Here is a 26519-nt window from a genome sequence, read left to right as displayed (position 1 = left end):
TGATTTTTTTCCAAATAAAAACATCATATTTTAGCTTAAGGTGTATTTATACTCTGGTCTTCCCACATTTCCACTAGTTAATGTTACATTTACTTTCTTTATTGCCTCTAAGTAATCCATATACTTTTTTATGGTAACATTACTTATTTTTAATTCACATGCAATTTCTCTTAAAGTCCAAACATTTCCTTGAGTTTCCTTTAGGAAATCCAAAACTCTTTCTAAAGTTTTCTCATTCAATCCCTTTGGTAACTCCATCTTTTCCTCAGCTAATTTAGATATAATATCTATATCATTCTGACTTAGTTCTTTCTTTTTATTAAGCATGCTATGTTTTTGTTTATATTTATTTATAGCTTCCTCAAACCTTTCAAACTCAAAAGGCTTAACTAAATAATCTGTAACTCCATATGCAAAGGCTCTCTTTACTTCCTCAACACTATTTGCTGCTGTTATCATGATTACATCAGTTAGGTATTTTTTATATCTCAAACTCTTTAATATATCTATTCCATTCTTCTTTGGAAGATAAACATCTAAAAGTATTAAATCTACCTCTTCTGAATCTAATACTTTTATTATCTCATCCTCTGTTTGTACCGGCCCTAAAATATCTTTAAATCCCATATTCTCTAAGTATCTTTTATTTATAAGAGCTACCATAGGATCATCTTCAACTATTAGTATTTTCTTCATAAGTATTTCCTCCTTTTAAAAGTGTTACTATAAATATCTTTTCATCATTAAACTCTTCTATATCAATTGTTCCATCATAAAGTTCTACTCTATTTTTAACTAATGACAAGCCTGTTCCTCGTCCCTCACCTTTAGATGAAACTCCAACTTCAAACATACTGTCTTTTATTTTTTTATCTATAGCTTTCCCATTATCTCTAACCTGCATTTCTATTTTTTCATCATCTTCATATAAAGTTACTTCAACAAACTTTTCACTCTTATCTGAAGCTGAACATGAATCAAATGCATTTTCAACAAGGTTCCCTAAAATAGTTACTATGTCATATGAATCTACATAGTTATGATTACCAAAAAGGAATGACTCTTCTGTAAGAATAAAATCAACTCCTCTTTCTTTAGCAACTAACTCTCTACTTAAAAGCAATCCTCTAACATAATAATCTTCTATAGAAGAAAACTTTAAAGAATTAGTTTCATGCATCTTTTGAGTTTTAAGTATGTACTTTCTAGCTTCTTCATGTTCTCCAAGCTGAATTAACCCCAAGATAACATGAAGGTTATTCCTAAATTCATGGACATTAGCTCTAAGGTTCTTAACAACTTCATCTACTCCTGTTATCTCCTTAGCAATTTTTCTAATATCATTTCTATCCATAAGTGTAATTACAGCCCCTAAATAATCTCCATTTTTACTAATAGGCTGTATATTCATAAATACTTTTTTCCCTTGAACTATGATTTCCTTCATTTCAACAACTTCATTTTTTTCTATATAAGGCAACAACTTAATCAATGCCTTTTCTTCTGAAAAACCATCAATAAGCTTATAACAATTTTTATTGACTTCAGTAATCTCATTATTCTTATTTAATGCAATTACCCCTTCACTAACTGTATTTAATATTATCTTCTTTTCCTTATATAAAGCTGCTATTTCTTCTGGTTCCATTCCTAAAATAGCCTTTTTAACTTCTTTAGAGAAAAGTTTTGATATTATAACTGTTATTGAAAGAACTATTATGAATAGCCAAATATATTTTATTAATGTTTTATGTGTTAAAAGCTGAATCTCATTATAATACTTCCCTACCATAACAAATCCAACTTGTTTTCCATTATACATAATTGGCTCAAACCATCTTAATGTCTCTCCCATAGAACCTTTCATTAAAGAATAGTAGCTTGTGCCTTTTTCTAAAACTTCTTTTTTATCATTATTTACAAAAACTTGCCCTATTTGACTTTCATCTAAGTGAGAATATTTTACTCCCCTCATATCTGCAACTACTATAATATCTACATCATCTAATACATCTATAAATTCACTTGTATATTCTTGTATTCTGTAATTTAATTCTTGTTTACTAAGATCCTCTTGAACAAAAGGAGTCTGACTAATGCTAAAAGCTGTTTCCTTTAATGTATTTCTTACATCATTGTCCATATAAGATAACTTATCCTCTATAAACAACGTAAAGGATAATGCTAAAGGAATAAATGCAATTAATATAGCCCAAAGTAGTATCTTATTTTCAAACTTTATTTTCATAGTTTCACCACCATCAAAGCATTATAACATATTAAAAAAACTAGACCAAATACTTATTTAGTAACCTCTTCAAAAATTAACCACATAGTTTGATTTAGCTTTGTTTAGTTAGTGATGATTTATAGATATCCCTTCAGACCTACTTAATTTCGCAGAGAGTTTCTATTGAATATTCCAGAATAAGTATCTATAAAGATTGTTGTAGTTCTTTAAATGCAAAATTTTTAAAAGGTCTATATATTTAAACACTTGTCTAAATTAAAAAGGAACTATATTAAGACCTGTAAAATAGAACTTTCTTTCGAGTTCTATTGTTTAAGGTTTTAATATAGCCCCTAATATAAACTAAATATATATTTAAAAACTAATCTCTTTAATTATGCTATTGCATTCTTACAAGTATTTTCTTCTAAATACTCTTTAAGGTTTTCATATGATATTCCTATCATGTTTCTTAAAGCCTCATCTGTGTATGAACCCATATGAGGAGTTACTAATGCTCTTGGGTAAAGACCTATAAGTTTGTCATAAGCTTCATTTTCAAGCTTTTGTCCTTCTAAGTCTTTGAAGAATACTGCTGACTCACCTTCTAATACGTCAGTTCCGAATCCACCTAATTTACCTGATTCAAGAGCTTTTACTATAGCTTCTATATCTTGTAATTCTCCTCTTGCAGTATTAACTAGGATTGCACCATCCTTCATTTTTCCTAAGAACTCTTCATTTATTATATGATAGTTTTGTCCTTTTATGTATGGCATGTGTACTGATATAACATCTGATACTTTTAATACCTCATCTAAAGGCATGAATTCAACTATTTCTTTAGCTGCATCACTTTGGAATACATCAAAAGCTACTACTTTAGCTCCTAATCCTTTGAATAACTTAGCAGCTGTTAATCCGATTCTACCAGCCCCTAATATTCCAACTGTACAGTTTCTGATTTCTTTACTGAACATAAATCCATCTACTAAGAAGTTCTTGTTGCTTGTTCTGTTAACTGTGTATGCTGTGTGTCTTAAAAGCATCATAGCTAATGATATTGCTAACTCTCCAATAGCATTTGGTGAGTATCCTGGAACTCTAGCAACATGTAATCCTAAATCTTTAGCAGCTTCTAAATCAACGTGGTCAAATCCAACAGTTCTAGTTAAAACATATTTAAGTCCCTTACTTTTTAGTAACTCTAAGTTTTGTCTATCAGCCTTACAGTTTCCTCTAACCATTATAGCCTCAGCTCCTATAGCTTCCTCTACATTCTCATGGTTTAAGTTTTTCTCTACTAAAGTTAACTCATATCCGAAATCCTCATTTAACTTGTGGAAATATGGTACCTCTGTTTCTCTTACTCCATAACATACTAATTTTGTCATATGAAAATCCTCCTCTTTTCCCCATCTTATTTTTAAGCTAAGATCTACATTTTAAGATTTATAGCTTGTTTGTTAATTAATATTCCTCTATATTTAAAAAGCTTTAATTTAAATTTTTCAATATTAGATATAGGTGAAATAATTATGGAACTATATCTAGCATGAAAAATTTCAGCTTTGTTTTAAAGCATAGTTGATTTCTAGATATAGATGAAAGACCATCTTAATGAGCAATTAGAGTTTCATTGTTTATGTAAGAATAATAGCGTTAAGAGGCTTTTTCTGTTTGAGCGCTAGCGAGTTTAAAAGCCTTAGCTATTATTCTGGAATAAACAATAGAAATTCTTTGCGAAATTAAGTAAGGTCTGAAGATATATCTAGAAATCAACTTTCACTTAAAACAATGCCTTACTTTTCAACTTTTTACTATGCGAATAATCCTATGTTTCTAACTATTTCTAAGATTACTATCCAGAATGGCATTGCAACTACGGCTGCCACTGTTGATAATAATGAACAGTTTGATGTAAATAATGCCTCTTTATCAAAGCTTATAGCGTATGCTGCTGCTACTGTAGCAGTAGGTGTAGCTAACATGATAACTGTAGTAGCCATTCCTTCGAATGATACTGGTAATATTCCTGTTTTAGTAACTAATACTAATAATCCTAAGTTTATAGCAGGTACTAATAGTATCTTTACAAAACTGTAAACCCAAGCATCTTTTTGCTCTACAGCTTCTTTTAATGGAACATCTGCTAATTTAACACCAATTGAAATCCATGCTAATGGTGAACATAACTTTGATAAGTAAGTTAATGGTTGATATAACCATGGTACTGTTTGGTCTATTCTTAAGAATGCATAACTCTTATCTCCAACTTGTACTTGTGGTAACATATCTTGGAATAACCATATAAATAATCCTAAGAAAGTAGCTATAATTATTGGATTTAAGAACATTTCTTTTAAGTTCTTCTTCATGTTTTCCTTGTCCATTTTTACACCAGACATTTTGATGTATCCATATGAGTATAAGAAAACTCTATAAGCAATATTGAATAATGATGAGTACATAGCTCCAACTGAACCATAAACTGCCTTAACTATTGGAATACCAAAGAAAGTTGTTGATCCAAATATAGTTAATACTCTAAATACGTCTTGTTTGTCACCTTTTACTTTTGCAAACATGAACTTAGTTAATACAATTAATAATATGTAAATTACGAATCCCCATACTAAAATATTAAGACCTTGTTGTAAGTCTTTCTGATTAATATCTTTCATGAATGAATTGAAAGCTAATGCAGGGATTGCTAACGTTAATACAACCTTAGTTAATATCTTTGACGCTGAATCTGGTAATATTCCCTTTTTTCTAACATAAAAACCTAAAAATATAATTGCCATTGATGAGAATATTGCACCTATGATAGCATTGTCAGTAAGCGTTTTTTGAATAATTTCTAACATCCTAAACCTTCCTCCTACTTGTGTTTTTTTTAACATTTAAAACCATGTCATTTTTTGTCGAACTTTTTCTTACAAGAATTATTGTACAAGCTACCCCCTATCGAAACAATTTATTTAAGTTTTTAAATAATTATTTAAGTTATTTAAGTTAAATAATTAACAATCACTTTTATAATCCTCAAAATAAAAATAGCACTACAAACGGCTTTTTAAGCCATGTGTAGCGCTATATCAATAACTTAATTATATATTTTTATTTAGAAAAAAGCATAAAAGTAATCTTTTCACCCAAAACTTTGTTTGTTAATTGTTTAATTATTAATTCACTATTAAAGGGCATGTACTCTCTTAAAGCATCTTCAATCAAAGCTACATCCTCTAAGTTCAAATTATCTGCACTAAGTAAAATCAACTCAAAAAAACTATCACTTTGAACTAAAGAAAGCCTACTTAAAATACTCATTATTATTTCACCTGAGTAATTTTCTCCTTTAGCTTCTCCAAGCATAACACTTATCTCTCCAAATTTATTTTCAAAGGAAGACTTACTATAAATCAATTCACTATATGATATAAAATCAACTAAAGTTTCAATTATGCAATTAAGAGTTTCTTCTCCTCCATTAATCTTAACCATTTTTGATTCAATCTTATTTCCTAAATTTTTTATATGATTAAACAATTCACCATCTGCTATTAGAAATAATGTTTTATTTAAACATCCAACTTCAATCTTCTCTTCTATTTCATCTATTAGAGCTGTTAATTCTTTTTCATATACATAATTCGCTTCATTTAATAAATCTAAAAAAACAACATTAAACTCTTCATTATTAGATTTATTATAAATATATTTTTCAAATGAGTTTATCTCATATCTAATCTTATTTATAAACTGCCCATAACTAACCCCTAAAAAATCTACAAACTGTCCATTTCTATTGAAGCAAATTCTACTTTCCCAATTAATATCTCCATCATTAAAACAATCTTTTTTTTCTATTTCTTCACTTAAATCTTCTTCACAATTTAAAACTCTAAAAGCATTGTTTTTATCCTCTTCTAAAGTTTTATTCCCCAAATATAAAAACTTAAACTTCATAATAACCTCATCATCCTATTAATTAATACAATTCACAAAACCTATTATACCATATTCCCCCATTTCACTATTTCACCTTTTAAATCTTAATCTCTGTTTTAAGTGAGTGTTGATTTTAGCTAAGACTTTTAAACTCGCTACGCTTCAAACAGAAAAAGCCTCTTAACTCTATTATTTTTTCATAGATAATGAAACTCTAAATTGCTCATTAATATGGTTTTACAGTTCTCTCTAAAATCAATACTGTTTTAAAACATAGCTAAATTTCAAATAAATACTTATCAGCTCGCCTTATTTATAACCTAATAATAAAAAGTACTCTGAAAGCCAATAACAATAACTATAAATTCTTAGCGAAATCCAGTAATTCTCAGAATATGTTTGTAGGTTTTAATTGAGTATTTATTTCTTAATAGCCTAATAATAAAAGGTACTTTAAAAGCTAATAATAAAAAGTTGTATCAAAATTACTTTTTAATAAAACCTGCAAACAGTATGAAGAGAATATCTAGATAAGCTTTAGAATTTAAGTTATTGTGGAGAAAATATTACGTTAAGAAGCTGAGACTGTTATTTTCTAAGGAATACAATCTCACCAAAGTTCGATTGCATAAGTTCAAGAAACCAAATTTAAAATTTGGACTTTCACTTAACTTTCGAAGCTTTAGTAATATTTTCGGAACAATAACTATAAATTCTTAGCGAAATCTAGTAATTCTCAGAATATGTTTGCAAGTTTTATTAAGTTTTGATACAACCACTTTGTTAAAAGTCTTTTAAAGTACCTTTATCTTAATTATGATGCGTCACTTTGTTCAAATTGGCTATTATAAAGACTTGCATAGAATCCGCCTTTCTTTAATAGCTCTTCATGATTTCCTTGTTCTACTATGTCTCCATCTTTCATAACAAGGATTATATCAGCATCACGTATTGTTGAAAGTCTATGAGCTATTATGAAACTTGTTCTACCTTCCATAAGCTTTTCCATAGCCTTTTGTATTAGAAGCTCTGTACGAGTATCAACTGAGCTTGTAGCCTCGTCAAGTATTAATAACTTAGGATCTTTTAAGAATGCTCTAGCAATAGTTAAAAGTTGTTTTTGTCCCTGTGATATATTACTTGCTTCTTCATTAAGCTCCATATTGTATCCATCTGGTAAAGTTTTTACAAAATGATCAACGTGAGCAGCTTTAGCAGCTTCTTTAACCTCAGCGTCAGTAGCATCTAATCTACCATATCTTAAGTTTTCCATTATAGTTCCATTAAATAGCCATGTATCTTGAAGAACCATTCCAAATAGACTTCTTAAATCTTTACGCTTAAAGTCTCTTATATCATGACCATCAATTTTAATGCTTCCACTATTTACATCGTAGAATCTCATTAAAAGTTTAACTATAGTTGTTTTACCAGCTCCTGTAGGTCCAACAATTGCTACCTTTTGACCTGGTTTAACATCTACTGAGAAGTCATTTATTATAGTCTTCTCTGGATTATATCCAAAGTGGACATTCTCAAAATCAACTTCTCCATTTATTTTTGATAAATCAATTGATTTATCTGAGTCCTTAACCTCATCTTTTTCATCTAAGAATTCAAATACTCTTTCAGCAGCAGCTGCTGTTGATTGCATTACGTTAGCAATCTGAGCAATCTGAGATATTGGTTGGTTAAATGAACGTACATATTGAATAAATGCTTGTATATCTCCAACTTGTATAACATTTTTAATTGTTAACCATCCACCAAGTATTGAAACTAAAACATATCCTAAGTTACCTACGAAAGACATTATTGGCATCATCATACCTGATAAGAATTGTGATTTCCAAGCTGATTTATATAAAGTATTATTTAATTCATCAAATTCTTTAGTTGAAGCTTCTTCTCTATTGAAAGCTTTCATAATATTATGGCCACCATAAACCTCTTCTACTTGACCATTTAAATGACCAAGGTACTCTTGTTGAGATTTGAAGTATTTTTGTGACTTTTTAACAACTAAAGATATAAGGAACATTGAAACTGGAAGTATTAAAAATGTTGCTACAGTCATTATCCAACTTATAGAGAACATCATTATTAATACACCTATTAATGTTGTAATTGATGTTATTATTTGAGATAAACTTTGGTTTAAAGTTTGGCTCACTGTATCAACATCATTTGTTATTCTTGATAAAACTTCACCATTTGTTCTTGTATCAAAATACTTTAGTGGTAAAGTATCTATTTTTTCTGATATTTGTTTTCTTAAATTATAAGAAACCTTTTGAGCTACTCCAGACATTATGAATGATTGAATAAACCCAAATAATGCACTAATTAAATATAGAACAACTAAAGCTATTGCAATCTTTCCAATGTATCCAAAATCCATTGAAGCTCCAGGAACACCAGTTATCTTATTCATTAAGCCTTCGAATATTTTTGTTGTTGCTTTACCTAGTATTTTAGGTCCAACAATTGAGAATGCTGCACTACCTATAGCAAATAATAAAACTATTAGCATAGATAATCTATATGGCTTTAAATATTCTATAAGTTTTTTCATTGTACCTTTAAAGTTTTTTGCTTTTTCAACGCTTCTTGGGCCGCCACCCATTCCTCTCATTGGGCCACCCATGCCACCTTGTTTTCTTTCCTTACTCATTGCCTAGCTCCTCCTTTGAAAGTTGAGATAAAGCTATTTGCTTGTAAACTTCACAATTTTCTAGAAGCTCTTTATGAGTTCCTTTTCCTACAATCTTACCTTCATCAATTACTATTATTTGATTTGCACCCATAATTGTACTTATTCTTTGAGCTACTATAAGCATTGTACTATGTGATGTTTTTTCGTTAAGTGCTTTTCTAACAGCCGCATCTGTTTTAAAGTCTAAAGCTGAGAAACTATCATCAAATATAAACACATCTGGATTTTTAACTAAAGCTCTTGCTATTGAAAGTCTTTGTTTTTGTCCACCAGATACATTAGTACCACCTTGTGATATTTCTTCTGCATATTTTAATTCTTTAGCATCTATAAATTCGCTTGCTTGAGCTATATTAGCTGCTTCTTCTAAAGTTTCCATTAAAGCATCTTCATTCCCATATTTCAAGTTACTTTCAATTGTTCCTGAGAATAATATTCCTTTTTGAGGAACATATCCTATTTTCTCTCTTAAATCATGTTGAGAAACCTTTCTTATATCAGTTCCATCAACTAGTATTTCACCCTCTGTGACATCATAGAAACGTGGTATTAAGTTTACAAGAGTTGATTTACCACTTCCTGTTCCTCCTATGAAAGCTGTTGTTTCTCCTGGTTTAGCAGTAAATGTAATGTCTTTTAATACATATTCTTCTGCACCTGGATATTTAAATGAAACATCTTTAAATTCAACATATCCTCTCTTTGAAGGGTCGAATTCATTATTTTTTTCTGGGTCATGTATGCTTTCTTTAGTTTCTATAACCTCAGCTACACGTTTTGCTGAAACTGATGCTCTTGGAAGCATTACTGATACTATTGAAATCATTAAAAATGCCATGATTATTTGCATTGTATATTGAATAAATGCCATCATATCCCCAACTTGCATAACTCCACTATCTATATTATGTGCTCCTATCCATACAATAAGTACAGTTATAAGATTCATTATAAGCATCATAAGTGGCATCATTCCACCCATTACTCTATTAACAAAAAGATTTGTTCTTGTAAGATCTTTATTTACTCCATCAAACTTATCCTCTTGATATTTTTGAGTATTAAATGCACGAATTACTAACATTCCTGTAAGTGATTCTCTAGATACTAAGTTTAATTTATCCACAAGCTTTTGAATCATCTTGAACTTAGGAATAGCAAGACCAAACATTACTATTACTAATGATAATATGGCAGCTAAAGCTACTGCTATTATCCAAGACATCCCTGTGTCAGTTCTAACCACTCTGAATATCCCACCAATTCCTAAGATTGGAGCATAAATTACTATTCTAAGTAACATTACCATTAAGGTTTGGATTTGTTGAATATCATTTGTACTACGAGTTATTAATGATGCAGTTGAAAATTTATCAAATTCAGCATTTGAGAATCTAACAACTTTTCCAAAGACCATACCACGAAGATTTCTTCCAAACCCCGCGGCTACTCTAGCAGCTATTAATGTAACTGATACCGCTGCAATCATACTACCAAATGCTAAAAGCACCATTATTCCACCAGTTTTTAATATATATGAACTTTGAATTTTTTCTATGTTCATACCTAAATCAGTGTATTGTTGTTGAATATATGTAACAGCTGACTGAGTTACAATACTCTCTGGCATTGCATCAACCTTATCATTTATCTTCTTTAACATATCTGTTTTTTGAGATTCGGGCATATTTTTAATCATAAAAAATGGATCTGTATTTGCTGGCAAGCCTAATTGTGCTTTACTAGCATTATTTCCAGTATCCTCTGTTTTCATTTGGACCCCTGTTGGTGCTTGAGCATTGTTTGCTTCTAAAGCTTGTAGTCCTTTTGACTCAATGCCCCCAACTATAAGTATTGATTTACCCATTATTGGATTTAATTCATCAATAATAGTTTCATCAGTTGTATTTAATTTGTATAACGCCTCACTTTTTAAAGCTGGATAATCTTTTACATATTCATCATATTCGCTCTGTGAAAGTTTATCTTTTTCTAATAAAGTATAGTTCTTCTCTACCTTAGCCTTTTCATCTTTGCTCATAAAAAGTGTTAGTCTATCAAATTCAGATTGACTAATAACTTCCGGAACAGCATTTTCGATACCACCTTGCTGAATTCCTACATTAACTATATTTGACATATAATCTGGTAAAGATAAGTCAAACATAGCTTGAGCAAAAAGAAGTACTATAACAGCTAAAATTGATGCCGTGAATGGTTTTAAGTATTTAATTAGCTTTGACATTTATTTCCCTCTTTTCTGTGTATAATTTCAAATTTAACGCTTCTTTTTAGTTATGATTTTATATTAATTATATTTTTATAACTATTCTATGTCAATAACTATTTTTAGTGTATAATAGACTTATATGGTTAAAATATAAAATATACAAGTTAAAAATAAAATTTTAAAAAGCATATTAATTAATTTAAATATAATTATATTAGGTTTTAGCTACATATTAATCTAATAATTCATTACATTAATTTAATGTTATTTACAATATTTAAATTTAATCTTTAATAAATAGGAGGTTAAAATGAATACCATAGAAAATTTAAAAGAAGCATCTGATGAACTTTACTCACTATTATTGTACTTAAATAGAAGAGTATTTAACCACGAAGAAATTATAAAAAGATTGTCTATTCCACCATCTCATGCTAAAGTTATCTTTTATTTACTACATAGTGAAAACGAGGCTGTTTCAGTTTCTGATATTGCAAAAAATTTATCAATATCAAAATCAAATATGACACCAATAATAGATAAACTAATAAAAGAGGATTTAGTAGAAAGATTTACTGACCCTAATGATAGAAGAGTTATTAGAGTAAAAATAACCCAAAAAGGCCATGAATTTTCTAAAGAGCAAAGACAAAGAGCGAAAAGTGACCTTAAAGAAAAAATTTCTGTTCTTCCACCAAACGACTTAGAAAAATTAGCTAAACTTGCAAAACAATTAAATTTAATAATTACAAAATTAGATTAAAATTTAAGCACATACAACCGAATGGTTGCATGTGCTTATTTACTCTTCAACATTTTTAATTAAACCCAATAAGTGGCTCTTACATTTTTACAATTGTTTGCTTTACAAAAATATAATTTTTTAATTTTTGCATCGTAAAGCATGTGATTACAAACAATTATCTTATTACAAGAGTCAATAATCCTAACCTTTCCTAAATAATAAACTTTGTTTCCTATATGCTTTGCATTAAATTTTTCATCATCATTACAATCAAATTTAGTATCTAATCCATCTAATTCTCTATGATTGGCTTCTTTACCAAATAAATCTCTAGCTATTCTTCCTTCTATGCTTTCTATTTCATCTATAAATTTTGAAGTACCTTCGAATGGCCTAACTTCTCTTTCCATATTGTCATATTCATATATACCATCTAATGTCTCTATATGTGGCTTTTCACATGGTTTACAGCATGGACACTCACATGGTTTGTAACAACATGATTCTTCACATGGCTTATAACATGGTTTACAGCAATGTGGATTGCAACATGGTTCTTCACATGGCTTATAACATGGTTTACAACAATGTGGATTGTAGCATGGTTCTTCACATGGCTTATAGCATGGTTTATAGCAATGTGGCTTGCAGTGTGGTTCTTCACATGGCTTACAGCATGGTTTATAGCAATGTGGCTTGCAACATGGTTCTTCACATGGCTTACAACATGGTCTGCAGCAATGTGGCTTGCAGTGTGGTTCTTCACATGGCTTACAACATGGTCTGCAGCAATGTGGCTTGCAGTGTGGTTCTTCACATGGCTTACAACATGGTTTATAGCAATGTGGCTTGCAGTGCGGTTCTTCACATGGCTTACAGCATGGTTTGCAGCAATGTGGCTTGCAGTGTGGTTCTTCGCATGGCTTACAGCATGGTTTACCCACTGGTGGTTTTCCTACAAATGGGGGTCTTCCAACTGGAGGTCTTCCAAACGGTGGTCTTCCAAACGGTGGTCTTCCAAATGATGGTTTACTAAATGGTGGTCTCCCAAATGGTTTCTTATGCATTGAATTGTGACTTGGTTTTTCCATAATCTCTTCATATTCTTCATCCATATAATCCATTCCATATTCCTCATCATCCATATAACCAAATCCATATTCTTCATCATTCATATAATCTGTCTCATATGCTTCACTGTCTACGTAATCCATTCCATAACCTTCATTATTCATATACCCTATTCTATTCATATATTCATTCTCCTCTTTATTATCCATATAATTAAATCTATAACTCTCTCTATCAGGTTTAGCTATTCCAGGTTTGCTTGTCTTAAAATGTGGGTGTTTACATGGCTTCTTACATTTACAATGTCTTGAGCATCCGTATTTACAACCATACGATGAACAAGGAAGGCATTTAGAAAAATAATTTATATCATACACCTCATGATTATCAGAAATTTTATCTAATATGTTATCATAGCATCCCTGTTGAGAGTAACATTTGTAATCACACCCTTCTAATAAACACCCTGATGATGATATAAGTTTACTTACTGCACAAGTTCTATTATTATAAGAGTCCAATAATCCTTTAAATACAACTATACGTTTATCAACTTCTTCTATCTTATCTAATTCTTCTTCTATAACCTTGCACATAAAACAGTTCAGACATTCAGTTAAATGTGCTTCATATTCCAATATCTGATTTAGAGATTTACAGTAATGTTGGGTTACATTTATCCACATATCATCCATCCTCTTCTTATATTCTTCTATGTGATAATGTGCTATTAGATTTATTGTCACAATAAGTCTAAGAAAACAACACATTCGCCATAAAAACATAGTTTCTGATAGTATTATATACAAACCTCTTCAAAATAGTTCATATTTTGCATCTTTTTTACACGGTGTAATATCATTCTTTTTCACTATAAAAATGACAAATTTACAATTAACCTTTATAATAAAATTTACTATAAAAATTAATTTGGAGGTAAACAAATGAAAAAAGTTTATTTAGCTAGTCCATTTTTTAATGATGCTGAACTTGAAAGAATGCATGGAGTTCTTAAAGTATTAAGAGAAGATAGAGGGTTTGAAGTATTTGCACCATTTGAATTAAAAAGCGATCTTGAATTTGGTTCAAAGGAATGGAGAACTGAAACTTTCAATGCTGATTTAAATGGAATATCAAATGCTGACCTTATGGTTGCTATAATAAGTAATGGTAACTATTCAGATAGTGGAACTGCTTGGGAGTGTGGATATGCTTATGCTACTGGTAAACCAGTTATAATAGTTAACTTGACTGGAAAACCTGTCAACTTAATGATAAGTGATAGCTTAACTTCTTACATAGACTCTTTAGAAGCATTAAAAACTTATGATTTTGATAAATTAGAGAAAACTGATTATACTGGTCCAGTATTTTAATAAATTCAATATATAATAAATATAAATTCAAATTTTCTACAAAATAAATCTGTAATATTAGATAAACTAGATATTAAACCTAGTTATTTTAAATCTAAATTACAGATTTTTTTGTTTTACTTGTTAAAACTATTTAAAAGTGTTAATATATATTTAATAAAATTATATTTTACACAATCAAATTTAAGGGAGTTGTTTTTTTATGAAAGAAGAAATTATAGAATCATTAGAATTTAGACATGCATGCAAAGTCTTTGATGAAACAAAGCAAATAAGCGATGAAGATTTTAAATTAATCCTTGAGTCTGGTAGACTTGCTCCAAGTTCAATGGGACTTGAGCCTTGGAAATTTGTTGTTATAGATAATCAAAAATATAAAGATGAGTTAGGTGCTGCATCATGGGGTGGAAGAAGACAAATACCTACATGTAGCAAATTCGTTGTTATACTTACTAGAAATGGAAAATCACTTAAGTATGACTCAAAATATATAGATCACCTATTAAAAGACATAAAAAAAGTTCCTGAAGAAATTGAAGTTCAAATGAAAAATACATTAAAAGAACTTGAAATAACTAGATTTGATATAGAAAATAGAGATGATTTAATTTTAATGTATTCAAACACTCAAAGTCACATGGCACTTATGAATATGATGTACACTGCTGCATTATTAAAAATAGACTCATGTGCTATTGGTGGGTTTGATAGAAAAACTTTAGAAGATATACTTATCAAAGAAGGTGTATTAGATAAAGAAGAATTTGAAATAGGAACAACAGTTGCCTTTGGTTATAGAAAAGAAGAGCCTAGAGCAAAAACTAGACAAAGTTTTGAAGATGTTGTTGCATATATAAAATAGTTAATTCATCTAATTATTTTATATAAATGTGCTGTATAAAAACTTAATAATAAAGCTTACAAATATATCAAGAGAATCACTAGATATTCTCTTAATAATATTTGTAAGCTTCAATTAAAATACTCTATTTTAAATTAATTCTAATTCAACAAGAGCTTTATAAATTCCATCATTAGGAACATTCTCTGTTTGCTTGTATGCATGAGGTATAAGAGTTTCATGGGCATCCCCCATAGCTATTCCATATTTAACTGTTTGGAACATCTCTATATCATTTTCTCCATCTCCAAAAGCATATGTATCCTTATCCTCTAGCCCTAATTCCTTTATAAAATGCTCTATTCCATGGCCTTTTGTGCATCCTACTCTATACATATCATATGAATTTGCTCCTGGATGCTGCATAAATACAAATTCATCTTTATATTTATCAAAAATATCCTTAAAGTTTTCCTTGCCATTATCAATAACAACAAGCTTGTTAGCTGATATATCATCATCTTTCCAATCTACTTTGAACTTTTCTGCTGGAAGTGCAAACATTTCAACAAGTAAATCTACAACTTCACTATTCATTGCGTAACTTGTTTCTTGTCCTTCTAAAATGAAGTTTATTTCTGCTTCATTACAATAATCCATTATTTCCTTTAGCTTCTCTAATTGTATATCATTATTTATTACTGTTTTTCCATTTAGCTCTATATATGTTCCATTTGATGCTATGTACCCATCAAAATTTAAATCTTTTAATCCATCATCAACAAAGCTCATTGGTCTTCCTGTTGCAAGCATTGTAAGATAACCATTTTCTTTTAATTTAGTAATAGCCTCTTTAGTCTTTTGAGATGGTTTTGAAATCTTATTATTATAATCTATAAGTGTCCCATCAACATCAAAAAATACTATTCCTTTTAAATTCTCCATAATTGCCACCATCCTTATATATCTCATGTATATCACAATACAAAATTATATTTCACACATAAACTGCATGTAATTTATGTGCTTGTCCATTTTTCTTACTATATAATAGCACACTTCCTATACCTTTTATAAACCTTTTCATACATCTTAGTATTAATCTAATAACTGTATTTCAAACATGCTTTATTTTTCTTAACTTTAAATCAATCTTTGTTACTTGACATAGTTATTTACTAAAACTGACAAGTATATTAAAACCTAAAATCACATATATATTAGACTCTACTTTATACTTTATTGATTTTATATTCAATTTAAAACAGTTCTTTAGTTTTGTAATCAACACTTACTTAAAACATAGCCAAACTAAAAAGTTTTCCTATAAAGTCACTTATTATTACCCAAATAGAGAATTCATTCCCTCCATAAGTCTGAATAAAGTTTCCTACAGTTCCACTTACTAAATTTAAGGAAATAGCTGCTAAAATCATAAGTACTATTCCACCTAACGCACTTGTTATTATTACAGCTGGCCATCCTCCCCTGCTATTTGCAAATATAGCTCCTGGTGCCACATCAAAATAACAAGCCACCACTAAAGGTATTAAAGCAAAGCTTAAAACTCCTGAAGCTCCTAATAAAAATAAGGTTATAATACTTGTTATTAATGAAATTATAAATCCAACTAATAATGAATTTGGTCCATAAGGAAATATCATAGGAATATCCAAAGCTGGAATTGCTCCTTTTGCAAATTTATCTGCTATTCCTTTAAATGATGGTATTATTTCTCCAAGTATCATCCTAACTCCAGTTAAAAGTATTATCATTCCTGCTGCAAAAGTAACTCCTTGAATTAAAGAATATGTTATTAACGGCTCATTTCCATATATATTAGTCCTTAACTCTTTTCCTATAAAAATACCAACTAATAAATACATAATAAACATAATAATCCCTGCTGTTATATTGGTATCTCTAAAGAAACTTAATGATTTTGGTAAATTTAATTTTTCAAGATTTTTATCCTTTTTACCTATCCATTTACCAATGTACGAACCCATTAAACAATATATTGAAGCAGTATGTCCAATAGTAAAGCTATCATTTCCTGTAACATATGGCACATGCTTTCTAAGTATGTAAGGGAATATTGTTATTACTAACACATACATGAATAATGAAAATATAAATAATCCAACTCCACTCATATTATTTTCAATTCCAACTGCCCAGAAAAGCATTGGATACCAAAAAAGTATATTACCAGTTAAATATATTGTTTTAAACCTAGTATATCTTGCTATAAGTATATTAATTACAAATCCACAAAGTAATATAAGTCCAACATAACTTCCATACTCACCTAAAAATACGTTAAAATCCCCAAGTGAAGCATTGCTTTGAGTATTAAAAATACTTGAAAAGGCATTAGCCAAAGGCGTTATTGATGAAACTACTATATCAACACCCTTTAGTAAAATAACCATTCCAATTATACTTTTAAACATTCCCTTTAGAACTATATCCCCTGATTTTCTCTGAAGTATTAAACCAATAGCTGCTACAAGTCCAATAAATAAAGCTGGATTTCTAAAAAAACTCACTAGAAAATCTAAAACTTCTTTCACTCTCATCCTCTCCTTTCTATAAACTTATTTTAATTTTTGACTTTGTTTTAAACCATGGTTAATTTTTAGATATAGATGAAAATCAACCCCCCTTTAAAATAAAGTCTAAAAACTATTTAATATTCTCTAAGATTTTAATTTTTATTTCCTCTTTATCCATAAAATTAGAAATATAAATCATTTTTCCTGATACTTGTTCCTTGATCTGCTCTCCAATTTCTTTAGAAGTCAAAATTAAATCAGCATTACCTCCACAAGCACTTGTCATATCTAATGCCTCAACCTCTCCACATATTCCTTGCTCTTCCAAAACAGAGTCAACTGTCATTTTCAAAAGCAAACTAGTTCCTACACCAAATCCACATACTGTTAAGATTTTCACCTTTAATCCCCTCCATATAAATTTAAGTTTATTGTTTATAAATATAATACATCCAAAAGTTTTAATTTTAATAGCTTTTACTTATTAAAAAGCTCCAAAACTTCTTCGACCCTTGTTGCTCCTTTAATCTTGCTTACTGCTTCATCGTCTATTAATATCCTAGCTAAATCCTGAAGAGAATCTAAATGACTATTATTCTCCTTAGCTGCAATTACAAAAATTATTTCTATTGGATCATTAGCATCATGTCCAAATTCTACTGGTTTATCTAAAGTCATCATACTCATACATTCTTTTTCAACATATGCTCCAGGTCTTGAATGAGCAATAACAACACCTGGCATTATAGCCATATATGGTCCGTAACTCTTCCAGCTTACTAAGTATGTCATCAACATACTCTTCTTTGATATCACCTCTTTCTAAAAGAGGTTTTGCTGCTAACCTTATAGCCTCTTCTCTATTTAAAACATTTTTATTGAGAATAATCCTATCCTCACTTAAAAAACTATTAATAAAATCCACCAACTTTCTAAATAATTACTTATGTATATTATCATTACGAGTCATTTTTAGTCAATTTTGTTAACAAAGTTTTATCAGTTATTATTTCCAGTATATTTTATATTTTTATCCCGATACTAAAAATATAAAATTAATCTTACTATATATAAAATCAAATATAACTATTAATTTAATTTTATTACTTATTAAAATGAGGTGAAAATTATGGCTACTTTAACAGCTAAGGAAACATCATTAATCAAAGATGAAATAGCACAAGAAGAACTTTGTATTGTTAAATATGAAAAAGGGGCAAAAGAAGCAAATGACCCTGAATTAAAACAACTATTTTCAGCTATACTTGAGCATGAAAAAGAGCATTTAAAAACATTAAATAGATGCTTAAGAGGTGATATACCTGACCTTCAACAAGAAAGTCAAAATCAATCTAACAGTAATAGTGGTAGCAACAATCAAAGCACACAATCATCAGCACAATCAAATAATGCTCAAAGTAATCAAGGGAGTTCTAATAGCCAAGGAACAAATAATCAAAGCAATAGTGGACCAAATAATCAAGCTAGTAATAGTAATTCAAATAACTTAATTCAAAATCTTCCTACAAAAGATTCTGGAAGTACCTTTAATGGAACTCAACTTAATATGTTTCAAAATGAAATGAATGTTAGAATAGCAACTGAATTTGGAAATGAATTAGCACCTGAGAACTCTAGAAAAAATGATTTTACTTTATGTGAGGATGCACTAACCTCTGAAAAATATGTGTCTTCAACATATAATACTTCAATCTTTGACTGTATAAACACAGATCTTAGAAAGGTCTTAAATCATATTCAAAAAGATGAGCAGGAGCATGGAGAGCAAATAACTGCCTATATGTTTTCAAAAGGATTTTTAAAATAGTATTCTTTTTCAAATCATTATTCATTTATGTATATATGTATAGAATGCGACCTTTTTAAAACATAGTAAAACAAAATAGAACTTACAAGCAATATTAAGAGAATATCATTAACTCTCTTACCATGTTTGTAAGTTCTACTAAAAATTCCTATACATACTAATCATGTATGTATATTCTAAATAAACTTATTATTTTAATTCTGCTATATGCGCTTCTATTGAACTCTTCATATCTGCAAAATAAACACTATATCCTAAATCATTTGGATATATTCCACCCTTTGTAGTTAGTTTAGAATATGGTGCTGGATCTTTTGTAAAGCTTGTAGCCATGTCTAAAACTGTTAAATTATTAGAATTAGCTAATTCTTCTATAATATTAGTATAATCATTTTTCTTTCTCATAGAATTTTCTATTACAGGAATTATAGTAGTTTTTTCATTTCTTTCTTTAAGATTCTCAATTATCTGCTCATAATTTTCCTTAAACTCTTTTGTACTTAATGTTTTTTGATCATTTTGACCAAACATTATGTAAACTAAATCAAAACTATCCTTATTTCCTTCTAAAGCTTTTAATCCATCTTTTACATTCCCTTTATTTTCAGATAAATTGGTTATATTCGCACTTGAATTGTATGTTTCTTTTATCCAATTAGATAATAAACTTGTCCAAGCTCCATCCTCATTTGATTTTCCTTCACTAAGCCCTATTCCGTCACCTAAAACCAATATATTAATCTCTTTACCTGCTTTTATTTTTTCATAAGCATTTTCAGGTGCTTCCTCTTTAGTTTTATCACTATTTGATGTACTTTCTTTGCTATCAGTGGACTCTTGATATTCACTTTTATTATTTGCTAAAACTTTTTTATCTTTTAATATTCCTAAAACTAAAACCAAAACTAAAGCCACAGAAAGTACTATAAGCGCAATATTTAGAAATTTAGATCTATCTTTACTAGAAATTTTTTTCTTAGATCTATTTCTTCTTTTGCTATTTTCCATTAGTATCCTCCATTTTTTTATTTGTAAGATTAATTTGTCATATATCCTATTTTACCAAAAATAGCTTATTTTTGTAATAAAAAATTGTAAAATAATAAAAAATAGCAAGTAATATACTTGCTATCTCTTTAAACTCATATAAAGATTAACTTGAAAACTTTCTTTAGAATCCTTAAAGTCTATGTACCCTTTATTTTTATTTACAACATATTTAACATTTTCTAAGCCTATACCGTGTTTTTTCTTATTCCTTTTACTGGTTATAAAATTATCATTATGTTTTTTTATTATATTATCTTTTGAATTCAAAATACTTATATGAAGTTGATTTAAATAAACCTTAGAACTAACTTTTATAAATCTTTTCATTTCCAAATTCTTAATTCTTTCACAAGCCTCTATAGCATTATCTAGTAAATTTCCAAAAACAATACATAAATCAACTAATTCTATTTTAATAGAACTTGGAATATTCATATCAAAACTTATATCAATACCTTTTTCATTACATACTCCTAATTTCTCCAAACAAATAGCATTAACAATTCTATTCTCACATATATTTTTCTTCCCATTACTAGGCATATGACTTTTAAAATTCTCCAAATAATTTCCCAATCCATCATAATCATTATTTTGAATCAGATATTTTATTACACTCATATGATTATTCATATCATGTAAAGTCTTTCTAGTATTATCATAATTATTTATTATTCCCTCATAATACTTTTTTTGATAATCAAGTTGCCTTTCTAAAAGATTAACCTTTACCCCTGTATTAAAATCTCTACACTTTTTATAAAGACATACATAAGTTATACCTAAATAAAAAGATATATTTATAGATATCATTGAGGCTTCATAAACTATATTGGAATCTATTTTAACATTATCGAAAATTATCTCTGATAAAAATATTATTATTCCTATAGTCATAATCATTTTAGTGTATCTAGCTATAGAAACAACTCTCTTTTCTACTATATCTTTAATTACCTCTATTAAAAAATATAAAATTGCCACAAGCGTAATAACTAAAAAGAAAAAGAATTTCCAAATCATATTATATCCTAAAATCTTAAGAACATTTAAATCATAAAACATCGCTGAATAAGTTAGTATTAGAATATATCTACTTAAGTAAACTGTAAGCGCATACAGAGATGTTACAAGTATGGTTCTATTTAAAGTTGCAAGCTTCATAGAATAAACTAGAAATAATAGTATAAAAAACTCTAAGACACAAGAAAAAACTTTTATTCCTATAAAAAAATTAATTATAATCATTGATAGAGTTGAACCTAAGAAAAAAAAGATTCTTCTATTTAAATTGACACTATTTTTTAATTGATAAAATATAACGCCACCTATAGCTATTAAATATATAATATAGAATATTTTTATAAAATCTATTAAATACATATTTTTATACTCCAATAGATTTTTTTAATATATATTCTTTTAGAGCTTTTCTATAATTTCTTCCTATAGGAATTTCCACTTCATTTTTAAGAATAATTTTACCTGGTACTATTGAATCAATATGAGACATATTTACTAGATAACTTCTATGACACCTAAAAAAGTTTTTATTTTTCAATTCTTCCTCTAAATCTTTAATCTTCATATTAAAATCTATCTGTTCATTTTCTAAATTTGCAGTTATTGTTTTATTATTAACTTCAAAAAAGAAAATTTCTGATAAATTTATAAATGTGGTTTTACCATTGTTATTTATTGGATAAAGCGCTGGACTTGTAAGATTCAAATTTTTTATTGCTCTTAAAATCTCTCTTTCTAATTTTTGAAAAGAAATAGGTTTCATTAAATAATTCAAAGCACCTACATCATATCCATCAAAAACATATTCCTCGCTACCAGTAATTATTATAGCTTGTACAGAAGAGTCATATTTTCTAATACTTTTTATTAACTCTATTCCATTCATTTCATCCATAATTATATCGCAAAAAATTATACTATATTTTTTAACATTTCTTTTATATATATTAAGCAATTCTTTTCCATTGTTAAACCCATCAATCACCATTTCCATATTATTATTTTTACATATGTTAGTAATCATTTCTTTTACTATACTTATTTGAATTTTTTCATCATCACATATAGCTATGTTTATCATACCATCATCCCCTTGTTACAATTAACATTCTATGTAAATTATAATAATTTATTCAAACTTTTTCAAATAAAATACAATTTATTAGTAATTATTTTACTTAAATATAGTTTATATTCAACTTTTTCAATTAATAACCTGCTTTTCTATTTATGTAATTTTTTGTTAATATACTATTAATATAATACTTCCAATTGTTTTTTTTTAATACATATTAAGCGCAAAATGCATTTTCAAGGCGTAAACCGCGCTCAAATTCAAAAATAAAAAGGAGCAGTATCAAAACTTAATAATAAAACTTATTTTGATACTTCTCCCTTCTAAATTATAAATTTTTAAAGGATGAACTATTTAAAAATTTAATTATAATTTTAATGCTCCAAAACTATTTTCCTTATTATCCTGGTCATTGAAGCTTGTATTATTTTTCTCCATATTAGTTATTTCTATTTCTATATTTGGATTATCCTTGCCAACTGTAAAACTTTCACCATCTAAAGAAATATTTTTCCCATTTATCTTTATAGATTTTGTATCACAATTTAATGAATCTAGTTCTTTTACAGTATAATCCCCAACCATAAGATAATTTAAAGAAGTATCTTTGTTATTAGATATATCTGTATCCTTATCTCTCATATAAAAATTCATAGTTTTAGCTTGTCCATTTGCCTTAACTTTTATATAATACTTACCTTTTTCACCACCATCTAAGCATATAGTAAACTCTTTTTTATCAGAATCAATTTTTTTTTCATTCCCATCAATAATATTTTTACTAATACTTATACTTCCCTTTTTATAAGGTATATCAACATGAGGAATATTAAATTCCTCTTTTAATTTAGTTTTGTCCTTATCTAATGGATCATAAAACTCAGCTATAGCCTTAGTATTAGTTGGAATATTATCTCCTCCAAAATAATAATCTTTAGGCTCTATTACAAATTTTACTTCTATACCATTTGATGTGATTTCTCCAATATCCCACTTCAAAGAGCTAGAACCATCTTTTTCCTCAACAATGGAAGGTTGTTTAACATTACTCAAATCCATTTTAGCTTCTGGAACACTTGTCTCTGTATCTAATTCAATAACTTTAGATATTTTTTCTTCACCATAAGCATTCTTTACAATCTTAAAATTCTTTGGTACAAAATCAGTTATTTGGGTGTCTTCTGATATTCTATACTCTTTTTCTATTTCATTTTCAATCTTTGTATATACCGAAGAAATTTCATCCCCACTATCTATTATATAAGCTGGATCTGGAGTATTTTTTATAGAATTTAATAAACATTTTGCATATTTCTTTTCATTATCATTTAACCCTTTAAATAAACCTATTGAAAATACTTTAGCTTTATAATTTTCTTTTAATTTTAAACTTTTAAAATAATCTATGGTATCAGGCAATGCCATTTTATACATAGCATTTGTTAGATTTTCATTATAATTTTTATTCCCTTCTGGTCCAATTGAGTAATAATTGCTTAATCTATACTCATCATATAAACTATCCTTAATATTATAGTAGTAATAATTATTGCTTACTTTAGTATAATAATAATCATATAATATATCATATTTCGTATCACTGAAACTCAATGTTTCATCTGAATTTATATTTCCATAATTATATAGCAATGCTTTATCTGGTAGAGCTGTCGGAAGACCATCTGTAAAAAATACTACATATTTATCATGACCATCATTTTTTTTCTCATCCAATTTCTTATTCACCAACTTTAATGCTGCTTTTGTATCAGTTCCTCCACCTGAATTTACTTGATCTATCTCTTTATTAATACTTGAGACATTTACCCCACTTATAGTGTCATATAATACTTTAGCATCATCATAACTTCCCTTTGACACATCTCCAATTTCATAATAATGATAATAATGATGATAATAATTATAATGATAATCTCTATTATATACTTTGATATATTCTTTTGGACCTGAAAAGCTTATTAATGTCATATTTAAAGGTATATTTTTATTTTTATAAAAACTACTTATTTCATTAACAAATTTAGTCATGGCATTCTTTAAATTATACATATCATTTTTCATACTTCCTGAGTTATCCATAACAAGAATTATGTCTGCTGGATTTTTTACTTCTCTTGGAATTCCTTTAACTTTTAAGGATATCTCATATTTATCATCACCAATTGCTTTAGCAGTTTTCATTATTGATAGTCCACTATCTGTTTGTCGCCAAGATATACCATTTTCACTCTCTTGACCTACAGCTTTAGTTGTTGTCATGGGAAAGTTCATTGTAAAAGCCACAGCAGTTAATGCTATTAATATTTTTTTAATTTTTTTCATTTACTTCATCACCTGTCTTTGCATTACAAATTCCATCTAAATATGCTTTAAGAGAACCACTTATATTATTCCACTTATCAGAAATTTCATCTTTTCTGGGAGTTATAGCCTCTGTATTTACATCAACTATTAACTTCTTTCCAATATATCTAGCCTTATCTTCTGCACTTAATTTGCTCATATCCAAACTTACAGAACTTAATATTTCTGATGTATAATTAGTTCTCTCACTTCCATCCTTATTTGGAGTTAGTGATTCATCATATCTTTCAGATGAACTCATAGGATTTTTACTATTTTCAGCCTCTCCATTTTCTAAAATATTTGAATAATAGTAATAACCATCCCCACCATCTATCCATAAATTTTTATCATCTGATTTTAACTCATTTAAACTAACTATATTTTCTAAATTTAATTTCACGAAATTAGTATCACCTATCCATGGATCTCCATTTTCATCAACCCATCGTGGTATTATACTTACTCTAACCAACTCTCCATTTTCCCCAGTATTTTTAATCTTAACCTTCTTACTTACTTCTTTACCATCCCAGTTTTCCATTGGCGTAAACTTCTCAGCTATTCCAACCTCAATACTTCCAGTTTCAAAATTATTAGTTACACTATCTGAAGATGTGAAGTAATTTGCAAATACTGTAATAGAGAATATACTAGTTACAACTAAAAAGCCTATTAAAACTTTAAAAACTCTTCTACTTTTCATCTTTATTCCTCTTTCTTCAAATATTATTTATTGAGCTTAAAATTTCTATTTAATATAAGAAGTGCTATTAAAGAGATTAATAAAATAGCTACATATTCTTCAACCCCATTATCTCCAGTATATGGAATACCTTCTTCATTTTTTATATCTTTATTGTCAATTGAATATCCTTTATCAACCTTCTTAGAATATTCTTTAGTATTTTCATCATTAGCTTCTTTCTTATCAATTCCATTATTTAATTTAACTGCAGTAAATATCCAATCTACTCTTCCATTTTTATTTTTATACTCATTTCCTGTTGCTTTTCCATCTAACTGTGCTATTGCCTCCAAAACTTTTGTTTCTTCTGGATTAACAACCCCTAAACATATATTTTCAGTTAACCCATTTTCACCAGTTATTGGACCATCATACACATGACTTTTTTCATAATCTATTGAAAGATCTATTTTTTTTAATAAATCATATTTTTCCTCTTTAGTTTGGCGTTCTGCTCTCATAAATACTTTATATGGAACATCACTTCTATTTTTTAATATAATATTCCTCTCCACTTTATCCCCAGGCAACATATTCATAGAACTTAAAAAAGGTCCATCACCTGGAATAAACACTATACCATCTGCATTTCCCTCTAATTTAACATTGGGGGCAGCAAAAACATTTGCTCCCCCCTGATTACATATTATTAAAAGAAATGCCATGGTAAATAAAAAGGACTTCATTACTTTTTTCATCCTTTTCACTCC

General features: G+C 28.4%; 22 protein-coding genes and 1 pseudogene. 4 read left to right on the top strand and 19 right to left on the bottom strand.

Annotated elements, in window-relative coordinates:
* Positions 1-30: 30 nt before the first annotated feature.
* The 7 genes from ACQZHJ_RS03565 to ACQZHJ_RS03535 form a co-directional block, all read right to left on the bottom strand.
* On the bottom strand, positions 31-696 hold the full coding sequence (locus ACQZHJ_RS03565) for a response regulator (RefSeq protein ID WP_430484172.1): 666 nt from the start codon (positions 694-696) through the stop codon (positions 31-33).
* Positions 674-2248, bottom strand: a complete 1575-nt coding sequence (locus ACQZHJ_RS03560) for an ATP-binding protein (RefSeq protein ID WP_430484171.1) — start codon at positions 2246-2248, stop codon at positions 674-676. Before ACQZHJ_RS03560 ends, ACQZHJ_RS03565 begins: the two co-directional genes overlap by 23 nt.
* A 377-nt stretch (positions 2249-2625) precedes the next feature.
* On the bottom strand, positions 2626-3624 hold the full coding sequence (locus tag ACQZHJ_RS03555; protein ID WP_430484170.1) for a 2-hydroxyacid dehydrogenase: 999 nt from the start codon (positions 3622-3624) through the stop codon (positions 2626-2628).
* A 426-nt stretch (positions 3625-4050) separates the two neighbouring features.
* Positions 4051-5100: an AEC family transporter gene (locus tag ACQZHJ_RS03550; RefSeq protein WP_430484169.1), complete on the bottom strand. Its 1050-nt coding sequence runs from the start codon at positions 5098-5100 to the stop codon at positions 4051-4053.
* A 253-nt stretch (positions 5101-5353) separates the two neighbouring features.
* The gene (locus ACQZHJ_RS03545; protein ID WP_430484168.1) at positions 5354-6202 is read right to left on the bottom strand and encodes a hypothetical protein; all 849 of its coding nucleotides are present in this window, start codon (positions 6200-6202) and stop codon (positions 5354-5356) included.
* A 796-nt stretch (positions 6203-6998) separates the two neighbouring features.
* The gene (locus ACQZHJ_RS03540) at positions 6999-8858 is read right to left on the bottom strand and encodes an ABC transporter ATP-binding protein (RefSeq protein WP_430484167.1); all 1860 of its coding nucleotides are present in this window, start codon (positions 8856-8858) and stop codon (positions 6999-7001) included.
* On the bottom strand, positions 8851-11145 hold the full coding sequence (locus ACQZHJ_RS03535) for an ABC transporter ATP-binding protein (RefSeq protein ID WP_430484166.1): 2295 nt from the start codon (positions 11143-11145) through the stop codon (positions 8851-8853). The genes ACQZHJ_RS03540 and ACQZHJ_RS03535 overlap by 8 nt, the downstream gene beginning before the upstream one ends.
* Before the next feature lie 295 nt (positions 11146-11440).
* On the opposite strand from ACQZHJ_RS03535, the gene ACQZHJ_RS03530 reads away from it, so the two are divergent.
* Positions 11441-11893, top strand: a complete 453-nt coding sequence (locus tag ACQZHJ_RS03530; RefSeq protein ID WP_430484165.1) for a MarR family winged helix-turn-helix transcriptional regulator — start codon at positions 11441-11443, stop codon at positions 11891-11893.
* Positions 11894-11952: 59 nt separating this feature from the next.
* Here ACQZHJ_RS03530 and ACQZHJ_RS03525 read toward each other — a convergent pair whose 3' ends face one another.
* Positions 11953-13692 carry a hypothetical protein gene (locus ACQZHJ_RS03525; RefSeq protein WP_430484164.1) on the bottom strand — a complete coding sequence of 580 codons (1740 nt, stop codon included), beginning with the start codon at positions 13690-13692 and terminating at the stop codon, positions 11953-11955.
* A 198-nt stretch (positions 13693-13890) separates the two neighbouring features.
* Here ACQZHJ_RS03525 and ACQZHJ_RS03520 point away from each other — a divergent pair, with 198 nt between their 5' ends.
* Together ACQZHJ_RS03520 and ACQZHJ_RS03515 are read left to right on the top strand one after the other, a co-directional pair.
* Positions 13891-14322 carry a nucleoside 2-deoxyribosyltransferase gene (locus ACQZHJ_RS03520; RefSeq protein ID WP_430484163.1) on the top strand — a complete coding sequence of 144 codons (432 nt, stop codon included), beginning with the start codon at positions 13891-13893 and terminating at the stop codon, positions 14320-14322.
* 202 nt (positions 14323-14524) lie between these two features.
* Positions 14525-15184: an NAD(P)H-dependent oxidoreductase gene (locus ACQZHJ_RS03515; RefSeq protein ID WP_430484162.1), complete on the top strand. Its 660-nt coding sequence runs from the start codon at positions 14525-14527 to the stop codon at positions 15182-15184.
* 129 nt (positions 15185-15313) lie between these two features.
* Here ACQZHJ_RS03515 and ACQZHJ_RS03510 read toward each other — a convergent pair whose 3' ends face one another.
* The 5 genes and pseudogenes from ACQZHJ_RS03510 to ACQZHJ_RS03490 form a co-directional block, all read right to left on the bottom strand.
* Positions 15314-16108, bottom strand: coding sequence for an HAD family hydrolase (locus ACQZHJ_RS03510; protein ID WP_430484161.1), 795 nt, complete (start codon positions 16106-16108; stop codon positions 15314-15316).
* A 350-nt stretch (positions 16109-16458) separates the two neighbouring features.
* Positions 16459-17739 carry a PTS ascorbate transporter subunit IIC gene (locus ACQZHJ_RS03505; RefSeq protein ID WP_430484160.1) on the bottom strand — a complete coding sequence of 427 codons (1281 nt, stop codon included), beginning with the start codon at positions 17737-17739 and terminating at the stop codon, positions 16459-16461.
* Positions 17740-17851: 112 nt separating this feature from the next.
* The gene (locus ACQZHJ_RS03500; protein WP_430484159.1) at positions 17852-18121 is read right to left on the bottom strand and encodes a PTS sugar transporter subunit IIB; all 270 of its coding nucleotides are present in this window, start codon (positions 18119-18121) and stop codon (positions 17852-17854) included.
* 77 nt (positions 18122-18198) lie between these two features.
* Entirely contained in the window at positions 18199-18537 is a 339-nt protein-coding gene (locus ACQZHJ_RS03495; protein ID WP_430484158.1) for a PTS sugar transporter subunit IIA, read from the bottom strand.
* A 16-nt stretch (positions 18538-18553) separates the two neighbouring features.
* Positions 18554-18646 (bottom strand): annotated as a pseudogene (locus ACQZHJ_RS03490) (PTS sugar transporter subunit IIA); the annotation flags it as partial.
* 204 nt (positions 18647-18850) lie between these two features.
* Between ACQZHJ_RS03490 and ACQZHJ_RS03485 the strand changes: the two are divergent.
* Entirely contained in the window at positions 18851-19549 is a 699-nt protein-coding gene (locus ACQZHJ_RS03485) for a spore coat protein (protein WP_430484157.1), read from the top strand.
* Positions 19550-19738: 189 nt separating this feature from the next.
* On the opposite strand, the gene ACQZHJ_RS03480 is transcribed toward ACQZHJ_RS03485, so the two are convergent.
* The 6 genes from ACQZHJ_RS03480 to ACQZHJ_RS03455 form a co-directional block, all read right to left on the bottom strand.
* Positions 19739-20557 carry an SGNH/GDSL hydrolase family protein gene (locus tag ACQZHJ_RS03480; protein ID WP_430484156.1) on the bottom strand — a complete coding sequence of 273 codons (819 nt, stop codon included), beginning with the start codon at positions 20555-20557 and terminating at the stop codon, positions 19739-19741.
* 120 nt (positions 20558-20677) lie between these two features.
* Complete coding sequence (locus ACQZHJ_RS03475; RefSeq protein WP_430484155.1) at positions 20678-21982, bottom strand: sensor histidine kinase; 1305 nt, start codon at positions 21980-21982, stop codon at positions 20678-20680.
* Between the two features lie 4 nt (positions 21983-21986).
* Positions 21987-22703, bottom strand: coding sequence for a LytR/AlgR family response regulator transcription factor (locus ACQZHJ_RS03470; RefSeq protein WP_430484154.1), 717 nt, complete (start codon positions 22701-22703; stop codon positions 21987-21989).
* 360 nt (positions 22704-23063) lie between these two features.
* On the bottom strand, positions 23064-25040 hold the full coding sequence (locus ACQZHJ_RS03465; RefSeq protein ID WP_430484153.1) for a VWA domain-containing protein: 1977 nt from the start codon (positions 25038-25040) through the stop codon (positions 23064-23066).
* The gene (locus tag ACQZHJ_RS03460) at positions 25027-25767 is read right to left on the bottom strand and encodes a BsaA family SipW-dependent biofilm matrix protein (protein ID WP_430484152.1); all 741 of its coding nucleotides are present in this window, start codon (positions 25765-25767) and stop codon (positions 25027-25029) included. The genes ACQZHJ_RS03465 and ACQZHJ_RS03460 overlap by 14 nt, the downstream gene beginning before the upstream one ends.
* Positions 25768-25790: 23 nt before the next feature.
* Positions 25791-26507: an LPXTG cell wall anchor domain-containing protein gene (locus ACQZHJ_RS03455; RefSeq protein WP_430484151.1), complete on the bottom strand. Its 717-nt coding sequence runs from the start codon at positions 26505-26507 to the stop codon at positions 25791-25793.
* Positions 26508-26519: the final 12 nt, after the last annotated feature.

This window comes from Clostridium sp. B9, assembly GCF_050509515.1.
In the GTDB taxonomy this organism is placed as follows: Bacteria; Bacillota; Clostridia; order Clostridiales; family Clostridiaceae; genus Sarcina.
Note: the sequence above shows the minus strand (reverse complement) of the source record. Positions and strands in the feature narration are given on the sequence as shown.